Below are 14,093 nucleotides of genomic sequence, written 5' to 3'. Positions count from 1 at the left end.
CCGCGTCGCCCCGACGACGGCGTCTCGACCATCTTCGCCGCCCGCCCGCGCCCAGAGGCCGTCCATGACCGAATCCAGCCCGTCTTACTCCGCCCGCAAGCCCAGCCGTCGGGCGCGGATCATCGGCGGCGCCGTCGCCGTGGCGGCCCTGGCGGGCGTCGGCGTCCTGGCCTGGACCCTGCTGCACAACGGCGGCCAGGGCGGCGGCGACATGGGTGGTCCGGGTGGTCCCGGCGGTCCGGGCGGCGGCGGCGGTCGTCGCGGCGGTCCGGCCAGCACCGTGGCGGTGGCCACGGCGAGCAAGGCCGACCTGCCGGTGATCATCGACGCCCTCGGCACCGTGACCCCGGCCGCGACCGTCACCGTCAAGCCGCAGGTCTCGGGCGTCATCACCCAGGTGCTGTTCCGCGAGGGCCAGCTGGTCCAGGCCGGCCAGACCCTGGTGCAGATCGACCCCCGTCCGTTCCAGATGAGCCTGATGGAAGCGCAGGGCAACCTGACCCGCGACGAGGCTCAGCTGTCGGTCGCCCAGCTGACCCTGAAGCGCTACCAGACCCTGCTGGCCCAGGACTCCATCGCCCGCCAGGAGGTCGACACCCAGGCCGCGACGGTCAAGCAGCTGGAAGGCACCGTGATGGCCGACCGCGCCGCCGTCGGCACCGCGCGGCTGAACCTCGGCTTCGCCCGCATCGTCGCCCCGGTCAGCGGCCGGGTGGGCCTGCGCGTGGTGGACGTCGGCAACTATATCGCCTCGGGCGACTCGAGCGGCGTGGCGGTGATCACCACCCTGTCGCCGATCGACGTCGAATTCACCGTCCCGCAGGACGACGTGCCGCGCATCTCGCAGCGGGTGTTCGGCGGCGCGACCCTGCCGGTCACCGTGCTCGACCGCACCCGCACCAACACCCTGGACCAGGGCACGTTCTCGACCCTGGACAACCTGGTCGACACCGGCACCGGCACGGTGAAGGGCAAGGCCCGCTTCCCCAACACCGGCGGCAAGCTGTTCCCCAGCCAGTTCGTCAATGTCCGCATCCAGCTCGACACCCTGAAGGACGCCATCGTCGTGCCGGCCACGGCCGTGCGCCAGGGCTCGGACGGCTCGTTCGTCTGGAAGCTGAAGAGCGACCAGACCGTCACCAAGACCAAGGTCACGACCGGCCAGTCGACCACCACCCAGGTGGCGGTCACGCAAGGGCTCGCCATCGGCGACAAGGTGATCACCGAGGGCGGCGACCGCCTGACCGAAGGCGGCAAGGTTCAGCTGCCGGGCCAGGTTCAGCGTCAGGGCGCCGGCAAGGGCAAGAAGGGCGAACAAGGCAAGGGCGGCGCCCAGAACGGCGAACGCCGTCGGCGTCCGGAATAGGCCGGAAGCCGCCCCATGAACCCCTCGCGTCCCTTCATCCAGCGGCCGGTCGCCACGGCCCTGTTCATGGCGGCCATCGTGCTGGCCGGCCTGGTCGGCTTCAAGCTGCTGCCGCTGTCGGCCCTGCCGGAGGTGGATTACCCCACCATCCAGGTCCAGACCCTGTACCCGGGCGCGAGCCCCGAGGTGATGAGCCAGACCGTCACCGCCCCGCTGGAAAAGCAGCTGGGCGAGATGTCGGGCCTGACCCGCATGAGCTCGGTCAGTACGGCCGGCGCCAGCATCATCACCCTGCAGTTCGGCCTGGGCGAGACCCTCGACGTCGCCGAGCAGGAAGTGCAGGCGGCGATGAACGCGGCGGACTCGCTGCTGCCGGCCGACCTGCCCGCCCCGCCGACCTACGCCAAGGTCAATCCGGCCGACGCGCCGGTGCTGACCCTGGCCATCACCTCCGACACCCTGCCGCTGACCGAGGTGCAGAACCTCGTGAACACCCGCCTGGCCCAGAAGATCAGCCAGGTCTCGGGTGTGGGCCTGGTGTCGCTCAGCGGCGGCCAGAAGCCGGCGATCCGCATCCAGGCCGACACGCAGGCGATGGCCTCGTACGGCCTGACCCTGTCGAACCTCGAGACCGCGATCAGCAACGCCAACGCCAACAGCGCCAAGGGCAGCTTCGACGGCCCGACCCGCACCTACACCATCAACGCCAACGACCAGCTGCTGACGGTCGACGACTATCTGGACCTCGTCGTCACCTACAAGAACGAGGCCCCGATCCGCATCCGCGACGTGGCCAGCGTGGTGCAGAGCGCCGAGAACACCCGCCTGGGCGCCTGGGCCGGCAAGACCCCGTCGATCATCGTCAACGTCCAGCGCCAGCCGGGCGCCAACGTCATCCAGACGGTCGACGCCATCAAGGCCAAGCTGCCCGAGCTTCAAGCGGGTTTGCCCGCCACCCTGAAGGTGCAGGTGCTGGCCGACCGCACCACGGGCATCCGCGCCTCGGTCCACCACGTGGAGATGGAGCTGGTGCTGGCCGTGGTGATGGTCGTGCTGGTGATCTTCTTCTTCCTGCACTCCATGCGGGCGACGATCATCGCCAGCCTGGCCGTGCCGATCTCGCTGATCGGCTCGTGCGGGGTGATGTACCTGCTGGGCTTCTCGCTCAACAACCTGTCCCTGATGGCCCTGACCATCGCGACCGGCTTCGTCGTCGACGACGCCATCGTCATGATCGAGAACATCATCCGCCACATGGAGCGGGGCGAGAAACCGATGCAGGCGGCGCTGAAGGGCGCGCGCGAGATCGGCTTCACGATCATCTCGCTGACCATCTCGCTGATCGCCGTGCTGATCCCGCTGCTGTTCATGGGCGACGTGGTCGGACGCCTCTTCCGCGAATTCGCCATCACCCTGTCGATCACCATCCTGATCTCGGCCGTGGTGTCGCTGACCCTGACCCCGATGCTGTCGGCCCGCTGGCTGAAGAGCCATGAGGACGAGGAAGAAAAGCCCAACAGCGTCGGCAAGAAGGCCCAGGCGCTGTTCGAGAAGATCGAGGGCCGCTACGAGGTCGCCCTGGCCTGGGTCATGGCCCGCCAGAAGGCCACCCTGGTCGTCGCCGTCGCCACCCTGGTGCTGACCGGCGTGCTCTACATGGTCATCCCCAAGGGCCTGTTCCCGACCCAGGACACCGGCCAGCTGCAGGCCCGCACCGAGGTCGAGCAGTCGGTGTCGTACGAGCGCATGGCGGGCCTGCAGCAGCAGGCGGCGGAAGCCATCCTGGAGGACCCGGCGGTGGAGAACGTCGCCTCGTTCATCGGGGTGGACGGCGCCAACAACAGCATGCTCCACACCGGCCAGATGCAGATCAACCTGAAGGCCGACCGGTCCGGCTCGCAGGAAAAGATCATGCAGCGGCTGCGCGAGCGCGTGGCCGCCGTGCCGGGCGTGACCCTCTATCTCCAGCCGACCCAGGACCTGACCATCGACGCCGAAAGCGGCCCGACCCAGTACCGCCTGTCGCTGGAAGGCGCCGACACCGCCACGGTCAAGGAATGGGCCGGCAAGCTGGCCGCCAAGCTCGCCGAGGTGAAGGCCGTCCGCAACGTCTACAGCGACGCCTCGGCCACCGGTTCGGCCGCCTATATCGACATCGACCGCAACACCGCCGCGAGGCTTTCGATCACCGCCTCGGACATCGACGACGCCCTCTACAGCGCGTTTGGCCAGCGGATCGTCTCGACCATCTTCACCGAGACCAACCAGTACCGGGTGATCCTGGAGGCGAAGCCCGGCCTGCTGACCGACCCGGCCTCGCTGGGCAATCTCAACCTCAAGACCGGCGGCGGCTCGCCCGCCCCGCTGGCGGCCTTCTCGACCATCAAGGAAAAGCAGGCGCCGCTGCAGGTGACCCACGTCGCCCAGTTCCCGGCCACCACCATCGGCTTCGACACCGCGCCTGGCGTGTCGCTGGGCCATGCGGTGGACGAGGTGCGCAAGGCGATGAAGGACATCGGCATGCCCACGTCGGTGACCCACACCTTCCTGGGCGCGGCCGGGGCCTACGAGAACTCGCTGAGCAACCAGCTGTGGCTGATCCTGGCGGCCGTGGTCTGCGTCTACATCGTGCTGGGCGTGCTCTACGAGAGCTACATCCACCCGCTGACCATCCTGTCGACCCTGCCGTCGGCGGGCGTCGGGGCGCTGCTGGCGCTGTGGGTGACGGGCAATGACCTCGGCGTGATCGGGATCATCGGCATCATCCTGCTGATCGGCATCGTCAAGAAGAACGCGATCATGATGATCGACTTCGCGATTGAGGCCGAACGCAACGAGGGCAAGTCGCCCGAGAAGGCGATCTTCCAGGCCGCCATCCTGCGCTTCCGCCCGATCCTGATGACCACGCTGGCGGCCCTGTTCGCCGCCGTGCCGCTGATGCTGGGCTTCGGCGAAGGCGCCGAGCTGCGCCGTCCGCTGGGCATCGCCATCTTCGGCGGCCTGCTGGTCAGCCAGCTGCTGACCATGTTCACGACGCCGGTCGTCTATCTGGCCTTCGACCGCCTGGCGCCCAGCGCCAAGGGCCGCCGCGAGGACGGGAACGCCGACGAGGGCCGGGTCGAGCGTCCGCTGCCGGGGCTGCCGTCATGAACCTGTCGGCGCCCTTCATCCGCCGGCCGGTCGCCACGGTCCTGCTGACCGTCGGCCTGGCCATGGCCGGGATCTTCGGCTTCTTCGTGCTGCCGGTCTCGCCCCTGCCGCAGGTGGACTATCCGACCATCGCGGTGTCGGCCAGCCTGTCGGGGGCCAGCCCCGAGACCATGGCCTCCAGCGTCGCCACGCCGCTGGAGCGGCGCCTGGGCGTGATCTCCGGCGTCAACGAGATGACCTCGCAGAGCTCGTCGGGCTCGACGCGGGTGACCCTGCAGTTCGACCTCAACCGCAAGATCGACGGCGCCGCCCGCGAGGTGCAGGCGGCCATCAACGCCACCCGCGCCGACCTGCCGGCGACGCTGAAGAGCAACCCGACCTACAGCAAGATGAACCCGTCGGACTCGCCGGTGATCATCCTGGCCCTGACCTCGGACACCAAGACGCCGGGCCAGATCTACGACGCGGTGTCGAACATCGTCTCCCAGCGCGTCGCCCAGGTGCAGGGCGTCGGCGACGTCGAGATCGGCGGCGGCTCGCTGCCAGCCGTGCGGATCTCGGTCAATCCGTTCCTGCTCAACAAGTATGGGGTGAGCCTGGAGGACGTGCGCGCCTCGATCCAGGCGGCCAACGCCAACCGCCCCAAGGGCGCCCTCGAAGGCGACGGCAAGCGCTACCAGATCTACACCTCGAGCAGCGGCCGCACGGCGGCCGACTACGCCGGCCTGCTGGTGGCCTGGCGCGGCGACGCCGGCGTCAAGCTGTCGGACGTGGCCGACGTCAAGGACAGCGTCGCCAACACCCGGACCCTGGGCCTGTTCAACGGCAAGCCGGCGATCATCGTGCTGATCACCCGCCAGCCGGGCGCCAACATCATCGAGACCGTCGACAGCGTCCGCGCCGCCCTGCCCGAACTGCGCGCCCAGCTGCCCGGCGACATCAAGGTGCAGGTGGCCAGCGACAGCACCAACTCGATCCGCTCGTCGCTGCACGAGATCGAGGTCACCCTGCTGATCTCGATCATCCTGGTGGTGCTGGTGGTCAGCGCCTTCCTGCGCAGCGCCCGGGCGACCTTCATCCCGACGGCGGCGACCATCGTCTCGCTGCTGGGCACCTTCGGCGTCATGTACCTGCTGGGCTTCTCGCTCAACAACCTGTCCCTGATGGCCATCACCGTGGCGACCGGCTTCGTGGTCGACGACGCCATCGTCGTGCTGGAAAACACCCAGCGCCACATCGAGGCGGGCATGGACCGCTTCAAGGCCGCCGTGCTGGGCGCGCGCGAGGTGGGCTTCACCGTGCTGTCGATCAGCGTCTCGCTGGTCGCGGTGTTCATCCCGCTGCTGTTCATGGGCGGCCAGGTGGGACGTCTGTTCCGCGAGTTCGCCGTCACCCTGTCGGCGGCGGTGCTGATCTCGCTGGTCATCAGCCTGACGACCACGCCGATGATGTGCGCCTACCTGCTGCGCGCCCGCCCCGAGGGCCACCAGGAAGGCCGCATCGCCCGCGCCTTCGAGCGGCTGTTCGACCGCGTCCAGCGGCTCTACGCCCGCAGCCTGGACTGGGCCCTGGCGGCCAAGCCGCTGGTGCTGATGATCCTGATCGCGGTCATCGGCATGACCATCTGGCTCTACATCGCCGTGCCCAAGGGCTTCTTCCCCCAGCAGGACAGCGGCCAGCTGATGGCCGGCATGCGGGCTGACGAAAGCGTCTCCTCGCAGGTCATGCAGGCCAAGCTGCGGACCGTGGTCGACATCATCCGCAAGGACCCGGCCGTCGACACCGTGGTCGGCTTCACCGGCGGCAACCGCTCGGGCGGCGGCTTCATGTTCGTCAATCTGAAGCCGATGAAGGAGCGCAAGGAAAAGGGCAGCGCCGTCATCGCCCGCCTGCGGCCGCAGTTGCAGAAGGTCACCGGCCTGTCGATCTTCCTCAACCCCGTGCAGGACGTGCGCATGGGCGGGCGGTCGAGCAACTCGACCTACCAGTACACCCTGACCAGCGACTCCAGCGCCGCCCTCAAGGAATGGGCGCCGAAGCTGGCCGAGGCGATGAAGGAGCATTCCGACGTCATGACCGACGTCGACAGCGACCAGTCGGAGAACGGCGTCGAGACCCTGGTCACCATCGACCGCGACAGCGCCTCGCGCATGGGCGTCACGCCCAAGGCCGTGGACAACGCGCTCTACAACGCCTTCGGCCAGCGCCAGGTCGCGACCATCTACGAGGACGTCAACCAGTACGGCGTGATCCTGGAGTGGAACCAGAAGTTCGCCCAGGGCCCCGAGGCGCTGAACGACGTCTATGTGCCGACCAGCACCAGCGACAGCACGACCACGGCCAGCACCAGCGGGGCGTCGGTCAATCCGTCGCTGCGCGACGCCTCGACCGGCTCGACGCTGAACACCTCGGCCACGCCGATGACGCCGCTGATGGCCATCGCCAGCGTCTCGCAGAACGCCACCCCGACCTCGGTCAACCACCAGAACGGCGAGCTGGCGACCACCGTGTCGTTCAACCTGCCCGACGGGGTGTCGCTGTCGCAGGCCCAGGCGGCCATCACCCAGGCCGAGGCCGACATCGGCCTGCCGACCAGCGTGCGCGGCAGCTTCCAGGGCAGCGCCCGCAGCTACAACGAGCAGATGAAGCAGCAGCCCTATCTGATCGCCGCGGCGCTGGTGGCGATCTACATCGTGCTGGGCATCCTCTACGAGAGCTACGTCCACCCGGTGACGGTGCTGTCGACCCTGCCCGCCGCCGGCGTCGGGGCGGTGCTGGCCCTGCTGATCTTCAACATGGAGTTCTCGATCATCGCGCTGATCGGGGTGTTCCTGCTGCTGGGGATCGTCAAGAAGAACGCCATCCTGATCATCGACTTCGCCCTGGAGGCCCAGCGGGCCCGCGGGCTGACGGCGCTGGAGGCGGTGCGCGAGGCCAGCCTCTTGCGCTTCCGCCCGATCCTGATGACGACCCTGGCCGCCGCCCTGGGCGCCCTGCCCCTGGCCATCGGCTTCGGCGAAGGCGCCGAACTGCGCCGGCCGCTGGGCATCACCATCATCGGCGGCCTGATCGCCAGCCAGCTGCTGACCCTCATCACCACCCCGGTCGTCTACGTCTACATGGACCGCCTGCGCGGCAAGCGGCGCAAGGACGAGCGCGACCTGACCCACATGCCCGCCCCGCCGGAGCCCGCCCGATGACCGCCCGTATCCTGACTTCGCTTCCGCTGCTCGCTCTCGTCGCGGCCTGCTCGACGACGCCGGCCTACGAGACCCCCAAGCTCGCCTCGCCGACGCCCGCTGCCTGGAAGGCGCTCGACGGCTGGAAGGCCGCCGATCCGGCCGACCACGTCGATCGCGGCGACTGGTGGACCCTGCTGGGCGATCCGCAGCTGGACGCCCTGGCCCAGCGCGTGAAGGTCAACAACCAGACCATCGCCTCGGCCGAGGCCGCCTATCGCCAGGCCCGCGCCCTGGTGAAGGAGCAGCGCGCCTCGCTGTTTCCGGCGATCGACCTGTCGGGCTCGGCCACCAAGACCGGCGGCGGCGGCGCCTCGTCGTCCAGCAAGGGCGAGCGCTACCAGGCCGGGATCGGCGCCAGCTGGGAGCCGGACGTCTGGGGCCGCATCCGCGCCACCGTCAACAACGCCAAGGCCTCGGCCCAGGCCAGCGCCGCCGACCTGGCGGCCGCCGAGCTGTCGGCCCAGGGCGAACTGGCCACCAACTATCTGGGCCTGCGCCAGACCGACGCCGAGATCGCCCTCGTCCAGGCCACGGTCGAGGGCTACCAGCGGTCCCTGAAGATCACCCAGAACCGCTACGACGCCGGCATCGCCCCGCGTTCCGACGTGCTCCAGGCCCAGACCACCCTGGCCAACGCCCAGTCGACCCTGGAGGGGCTGGCCCAGACCCGCGCGACCTACGAGAACGCCGTGGCGGTGCTGGTCGGCGAGCCGGCCAGCAGCTTCACCATCGCCGCCGATCCCAACTGGTCGGCCAGCGTTCCGGAAATCCCCGTCGGCCTGCCCTCGACCCTGCTGGAGCGCCGTCCCGACGTCGCCGCCGCCGAGCGCCGCGTGGCCGCCGCCAACGCCGAGATCGGCGTGGCCCGCGCCGCCTACTTCCCGACCTTCACCCTGACCGGCGACGGCTCGAGCAGCGCCACCAAGCTGGGCGACCTGTTCGCGGCCTCGACCAACACCTGGTCGCTGGGCCTGGCCGCGGCCCAGACCCTGTTCGACGCCGGGGCCCGCAAGGCCCAGGTGGCCCAGGCCCGCGCCTCGTACGACGCGGCCGCCGCCGACTACCGCCAGACGGCGCTGGAGGCCTTCCAGGACGTCGAGAACCAGCTGACGGCCGTGCGGGTGCTGGAACGCCAGTACGCCCTGCTGCAGACGGCCTCGACCGCCGCCGACCAGACCGAGCAGATGCTGCTGAACCAGTATCGCGCCGGTCAGGTGGCCTATACCGACGTCGTCACCGCCCAGGCCTCGGCCCTGTCGGCCCGGCGCGAACTGGCCACGGCCCGCGTGTCGCGCCAGGCGGCGGCGGTGGCGCTGGTGCAGGCGCTGGGCGGCGGCTGGACGGGGGTGAAGGAGTAGTCCTTCCCCTCCAACAAAGCTCGTCATCCCGGGCGGAGGACCGCGCAGCGGGCCGCAGACCCGGGACCCAGGGGACTGGGCGCGGCGGCTGGTCCAAGGCGTTGGCGGCGGCGACCGCAATGCGGCGGCCCCTGGGTCCCGGCTCTCCGCGCTACGCGCTGCGGCCGGGATGACGAAAATGGGGTGACGAGGTTTCCGCCCCCTACCCCGCCGTCGTCTCGGCGGCGATGCGCATCTTGCGGAAGGCGGCGGTCAGGTCGGCCTTGGCCTGAGCCAGGGCGCCGCCGTTGCGCAGGGACCGGCGGGCGTCGGCGACGGCCCCGCGGTTGACCTGGTCGGCGACCTGGCCGGCGACGCGATGGAACTCGCGATGGGCCTCCAGGCAGTGCAGGTGCAGGTGGCTGCCCGGCATCCGCCGGTGGCCCTCGCCGTGCAGCCATTGGCCCGCGGCGCACTGGCGCTCGGCGCGGACGGCGACGGCGTCGACCTGGCGACCGCCGGCCATGGCCTCTTCGAGATCCTCGCAGATGCGGTTGTGAAACTGGGTCTGTTCGAGAAAGTCCATGACCACGCTCTCACGCTGGGGGCGACTGAACGTGCGCAATGGCGACTTTCGGTTTCGCGATTATTGCGCCCAGGTTGCAGTTTGACGAAGGGCGGGCTCGAGGCCCCGCCATCGCCGATTTCGCAGGCGCCCGGCCTGCGCGGCGCCCGTCGGACAACCCTGGATATCGCCGCACGTCCGGCGCGACATTCGACCGTAACAGTCTGCCGGAACAACGGCCTCCGCTTCATCCGAGGACGGAGGGACGCAGAAATGACCCGGACCAAAGAAGACGTGCGCGAGGCCGCCGCCTGGCTGGAGCGCCTGCGCGCGCCCGACGCCGGCGAGGAAGACCACGAGGCGTTCGAGGCCTGGATCGCCCAGCCCCGCCGCCGCGACGCCGTCGAGGCGGTGCAGGCCGTCGAGGCCGAGATCGCCAGCTGGGATCCGCCGGAGCCTTCGGTGTGGCGCGACCTGAGGGTCCTGGCCCTGGGCGGAGCCGGCATCGCCGTCGCGGCCCTGGCGGTCGCGGGCGTGCTGGCGCACTGAGGCCACAAGATGCTCCCCCTCTGGGGGAGCTGTCGGCGAAGCCGACTGAGGGGGTCTGCTCGGCGCAGGTCGGCGCTCCCCCCTCCGGCCCTCTGGGCCACCTCCCCCAGGGGGGATCAAGAACGCGAAAAGGGCGCCGGCCCGCCAAGACCGACGCCCCTCCTCGCCGCCGCCGGGGGGGATCGGCGGCGAAGGCCGGGCGCGTCAAAGGGGGCCGACGCGCCCGGTATCCTTGAAAAACTAGAACCGCTTGCGGACGCCCAGGTAGTAGGCGCGGCCCAGCACGTCGTAGTTCTGGGCGTCGTAGTTGCCCTCGGTGTCGCCCACCTGCGGCGGGGCCTTGTCGAACAGGTTGTTGACCCCAAAGCGCAGGTCGGTGTCCCACGGCAGCTTGACGCGGCCGTTGAAGTCGAAGGCGTTGTAGGAGACGACGCCGCGCGAGGTGCTGGTCGGGGTGACCACCTTGGCGGAGTTGTCCATGGCGTCGATCCAGCGCCAGCGCAGGCCGACGCTCGCCGGACCCCAGGTGTAGGTGGTCGAGGTGACCGACTTCCACTTCGGGTGCGCCGTGCCGGCGGTGCTTTCGACGCCCGTGCCGATGGTGCCGACATAGTCGTAGACCGCGGCCCCCGGCAGGCTCTGGATCTTGAACTTGTCGGTGTAGCCCAGGGCCACGTTGACCGACAGCGAGCCGGGCACCTTGTCCAGCAGGGTGTCGGCGAAGTCGAAGCTCCAGTCGACCTGAACGTCGACGCCGGTGGTCTGGAACTGGCCCAGGTTCAGCAGCGGCTGGACGGGGTTGGTCGGCACGCCGCTGGCCGAATTGCGGGTCAGCAGCGAGCAGTAGTAGTTGCTCGGATCATAGGTCGGGTTGGCGCCGCCCGAGTTGAAGCAGAACTGGAAGGCGTTGACGATCGACAGGCTGCCGATCGCGTCCTTCACCTTGATGTCGTACCAGTCGATCGAGGCGGTGATCCGGCTCAGCAGCGGCCCCTCGAACGGCGAGCGCAGCACGGCGCCGAACGAGTAGGTGTCGGCCGTCTCTTCCTGCAGGTCGGGATTGCCGCCGGTCAGGGCGAAGACCTGGGCCGTGCCCAGCTGGTAGCTGTCGATGATCGCCGTCGGCACGCCCTGCGCCAGGCAGAGGGTGCGGACCGCCGCGGCGTTGGCGCCGGTGCGGTAGGACGAGCGGACGTCGCAGGGATCGCCGTTGGTGGTGGTCGACGAGGCCGTGCCGATGGCCACCGAACCCGTCGAGACGGGAGCGTACAATTCGCCGACGCTGGGGGCGCGGATGGCGCGGTTGTAGCCGCCGCGCAGGCGCACCGGCTCGATGATCTTCCAGTCGAAGTCGGCCTTGTAGGTCTGCACCCCGCCCACCGAGCTGTAGTCGGAATAGCGGTAGCCGAGGTCGAGGTTGAACTCCTGGATGAAGGGCAGATCCTTGACGATCGGCACCAGCAGTTCGCCGTAGACCTCGTAGGTGTCGACCGAGCCCGAGGCGTCGCGCAGCACGCTGTAGCCCAGGATGTCGCTGGTGCCGTCGGGCTGGTTCAGCTGGCTGTCGGGCTTGAAGGTGTATTCGTTCGAGCGATAGTCGGTACCGGCGGCGAACTTCACCGAACCGGCGGGCAGGTCGAACAGCGTGCCCGAGACGTTCAGCTCGACCATGCGCTGCTCAAGGCTGTTCTGGTTCAGCGTCCGGCGCGACATGTAGCGCACGCACTCGCCCGACGGGGTCAGGTTGCCGAAGGGGTTCCAGCCGCCGGCGCAGTATTCCGTGCCCCCCGTCGGGCTGTTGAGCAGGCGCGAGATGGCGCTGGCGCTGGCCCCGCCGGTCTGTTCGTTGTCGAACTTGGCGCGGCTGAACGAGACGTAGCCGTCCCAGGTCCAGTCGCGGAAGCCGGTGTCGCCCGACAGGCCGTTGGTGAACTGGAAGACGTCGTAGCTGTACTTCTGGACGCGCGGACCCAGGATATCGAGGGCCTTGTAGAAGGTGAAGGCGGCGTTGGGGCTGGGGCGCGAGGCCAGGATGGCCTTGAAGTCGTTGGGGATGAACGGGTTCGTCACCGGCACGGTCAGGCCGTAGACGTTCGAGGCCAGGGTCGGGTTCGACACGCCCACCGAGGTGTAGTCGGTGAAGGTGAACTGCGAGAAGAACCGCAGGCTGTCGGTCAGATTGTAGTCGACCTTGGCGAACACGGCGTAGCGGTCGAGGTCCGACTGCATCGAGCTGCCGTTGTAGCCGAAGTTGACCTGCTGCGAGGTGCCCGAGGCGTTCGCGTTGACGATGTAGGCGTTGTCGGTCTGCGGATCGCGGAAGTTCAGGACCGGCACGCCCGAGGTCGAGAACAGGGTCTGGTCGGTGTTGAAACCGAGCTGGCCGGTGTAGCGGCCGGCGCTGTTGCCGGTCAGAGCCGCCGTCCCATAGGTCCCCTGGAACAGGCTGTTGATCGAGGCCAGGGTCGGCAGGTTGGCGCCGAACAGCACCGTGCCCTGCGGGATGGTCGACAGGCCCGGCGCCGAGGTGCGGAAGATGTAGTAGTCGCGGGCGCTCTGCAGGGCGCGGTCGCGGTTGGTGTAGTCGAACGACAGCACCGCCCGGCCCTTGCCGTCGGCGAAGGACGAGCCGCCGGTGACCGAGAAGCGGAACGACTCCGCGTCGCCCTTTTCCGAGATGCCGTACTGGGCATCGGCGGTCAGGCCCTCGAAGCTGCGCTTGAGCTTGAAGTTGACGACGCCGGCCGTGGCGTCCGAGCCGTAGGCGGTCGAGGCGCCGCCGGTGATGACTTCGACGTTCTCGATCAGGGCTTCGGGGATGATGTTGAGGTCGACCGAGCCGTCGGGGTTGGACGGCTGCAGGCGGCGACCGTCCAGCAGGATCAGGGTGCGCTTGGCGCCCAGGCCGCGAAGGCTGGCGTAGGACTGGCCGCCGTTGAGGCCGGTGCTGGTCGAACCGGTGTTGCCCTGGCCGAACGAGCCGGTGAACTGGGGCATCTGCGACAGGGCCTTTTCGACCGTCACCTGGCCGGTGGCCTCGATGGCCGCGGCGCCGACCGTCTGGATCGGGCTGTTGGCCACATAGTCCTGACGGGCGATGCGCGAGCCGGTGACGACCACGGCCTCGACCGCCTGGGGCTCTTCCGGCGCCGGGGCTGCCTCCTGGGCGTAGGCGCCGGCCGCGCCGATCATCAGGGCGCCATAGGCGCAACCGCCGGCCATCATCGCTCGCAAGGTGCTGGATCGCATCGCTTAGTCCCCTTCGTATTCGGTCGCGCCCCTCGCGCTTCCGAACTTCAAGACGCAGCCTGTTGCGGAACCCACATCTTCCCGACGACATTTTGCCGTAAAGCCAAGTCACGGATTGGTAAGGAGAAAATATTTTGTCGCCGGACGTGAGGAAACGTCGTGCGACTGCGTCTTGATAGATGCGGGCCGCTTAAGTCGGCCTTCTGAACAGAGCTACGGGACCGTTATGCCGGACGTGATCCAGATCCCCGCCGAACACTTCGAGCGATTGAAGAGCCGCCTGCCCGCCATCACCCGCGAGCACCTCAACAACGTCTACGGGATCAGCGAGACCACCTGGACCAAGCTGCGCCGGGGCGAGCCGATCAAGCGGGTCACCTGGGAGCGCCTCCTGAGCCGCTACGAGCGCCTGCAAAAGGCCGCCGCCTCCTGATCACGGCGCGCTCGCGCCTCTAGTTCCTGACCGGGACCGGCCTTTTCCGGCCCCGCCGTCCGCCCTTTCCCCAAAATTCACGCACCTTGCGGACGCCTGAGCGACAGGCGGCTCGCCGGCCGCATGCGCAGAGGTTCCGCCCGATGAACAAACGCTTCGCCTATCTGATCATCGGCGCGATGGTGCTGGGGGTGCTCGTCGG

The 14,093-nt window shown here is 69.1% G+C and carries 8 protein-coding genes; 6 read left to right on the top strand and 2 right to left on the bottom strand.

The annotated features are described in order from the left end of the window. Nucleotides 1-64: 64 nt before the first annotated feature. From DMC18_RS02485 to DMC18_RS02470, 4 genes are read left to right on the top strand one after another with little or no spacing between them, the layout of a single operon-like run. Nucleotides 65-1,366, top strand: a complete 1,302-nt coding sequence (locus DMC18_RS02485) for an MdtA/MuxA family multidrug efflux RND transporter periplasmic adaptor subunit (RefSeq protein WP_110132669.1) — start codon at nt 65-67, stop codon at nt 1,364-1,366. A gap of 15 nt (nt 1,367-1,381) precedes the next feature. Next, complete coding sequence (locus DMC18_RS02480; protein ID WP_110120963.1) at nt 1,382-4,516, top strand: multidrug efflux RND transporter permease subunit; 3,135 nt, start codon at nt 1,382-1,384, stop codon at nt 4,514-4,516. Beyond that, entirely contained in the window at nt 4,513-7,716 is a 3,204-nt protein-coding gene (locus tag DMC18_RS02475; RefSeq protein ID WP_110120962.1) for an efflux RND transporter permease subunit, read from the top strand. Before DMC18_RS02480 ends, DMC18_RS02475 begins: the two co-directional genes overlap by 4 nt. After that, entirely contained in the window at nt 7,713-9,116 is a 1,404-nt protein-coding gene (locus DMC18_RS02470; RefSeq protein WP_110120961.1) for an efflux transporter outer membrane subunit, read from the top strand. The genes DMC18_RS02475 and DMC18_RS02470 overlap by 4 nt, the downstream gene beginning before the upstream one ends. A 202-nt stretch (nt 9,117-9,318) precedes the next feature. Here the strand turns inward: DMC18_RS02470 and DMC18_RS02465 are convergent, their stop codons facing one another. Further along, entirely contained in the window at nt 9,319-9,681 is a 363-nt protein-coding gene (locus DMC18_RS02465; RefSeq protein WP_110120960.1) for a CZB domain-containing protein, read from the bottom strand. Nucleotides 9,682-9,933: 252 nt separating this feature from the next. Here DMC18_RS02465 and DMC18_RS02460 point away from each other — a divergent pair, with 252 nt between their 5' ends. Next, nucleotides 9,934-10,209 carry a DUF4880 domain-containing protein gene (locus tag DMC18_RS02460; protein WP_110120959.1) on the top strand — a complete coding sequence of 92 codons (276 nt, stop codon included), beginning with the start codon at nt 9,934-9,936 and terminating at the stop codon, nt 10,207-10,209. Nucleotides 10,210-10,449: 240 nt separating this feature from the next. Here DMC18_RS02460 and DMC18_RS02455 read toward each other — a convergent pair whose 3' ends face one another. Then, the gene (locus DMC18_RS02455) at nt 10,450-13,458 is read right to left on the bottom strand and encodes a TonB-dependent receptor domain-containing protein (protein ID WP_146217950.1); all 3,009 of its coding nucleotides are present in this window, start codon (nt 13,456-13,458) and stop codon (nt 10,450-10,452) included. Between the two features lie 226 nt (nt 13,459-13,684). Here DMC18_RS02455 and DMC18_RS02450 point away from each other — a divergent pair, with 226 nt between their 5' ends. After that, the gene (locus tag DMC18_RS02450; protein WP_058346819.1) at nt 13,685-13,891 is read left to right on the top strand and encodes a hypothetical protein; all 207 of its coding nucleotides are present in this window, start codon (nt 13,685-13,687) and stop codon (nt 13,889-13,891) included. Nucleotides 13,892-14,093 lie beyond the last annotated feature (202 nt).

It is taken from the genome of Caulobacter sp. D5 (genome assembly GCF_003185805.1).
Classification (GTDB): Bacteria; Pseudomonadota; Alphaproteobacteria; order Caulobacterales; family Caulobacteraceae; genus Caulobacter.
This window is presented reverse-complemented; position numbering and strand designations above follow the sequence as displayed.

What these genes read in the sequence shown, in the direction of transcription:
- DMC18_RS02485 (WP_110132669.1), top strand. Translation starts at nt 65, where the DNA reads ATGACCGAATCCAGCCCGTCTTACTCCGCCCGCAAGCCCAGCCGTCGG.
- DMC18_RS02460 (WP_110120959.1), top strand. Translation starts at nt 9,934, where the DNA reads ATGACCCGGACCAAAGAAGACGTGCGCGAGGCCGCCGCCTGGCTGGAG.
- DMC18_RS02480 (WP_110120963.1), top strand. Translation starts at nt 1,382, where the DNA reads ATGAACCCCTCGCGTCCCTTCATCCAGCGGCCGGTCGCCACGGCCCTG.
- DMC18_RS02470 (WP_110120961.1), top strand. Translation starts at nt 7,713, where the DNA reads ATGACCGCCCGTATCCTGACTTCGCTTCCGCTGCTCGCTCTCGTCGCG.
- DMC18_RS02465 (WP_110120960.1), bottom strand. Translation starts at nt 9,681, where the DNA reads ATGGACTTTCTCGAACAGACCCAGTTTCACAACCGCATCTGCGAGGAT.
- DMC18_RS02450 (WP_058346819.1), top strand. Translation starts at nt 13,685, where the DNA reads ATGCCGGACGTGATCCAGATCCCCGCCGAACACTTCGAGCGATTGAAG.
- DMC18_RS02475 (WP_110120962.1), top strand. Translation starts at nt 4,513, where the DNA reads ATGAACCTGTCGGCGCCCTTCATCCGCCGGCCGGTCGCCACGGTCCTG.
- DMC18_RS02455 (WP_146217950.1), bottom strand. Translation starts at nt 13,458, where the DNA reads ATGCGATCCAGCACCTTGCGAGCGATGATGGCCGGCGGTTGCGCCTAT.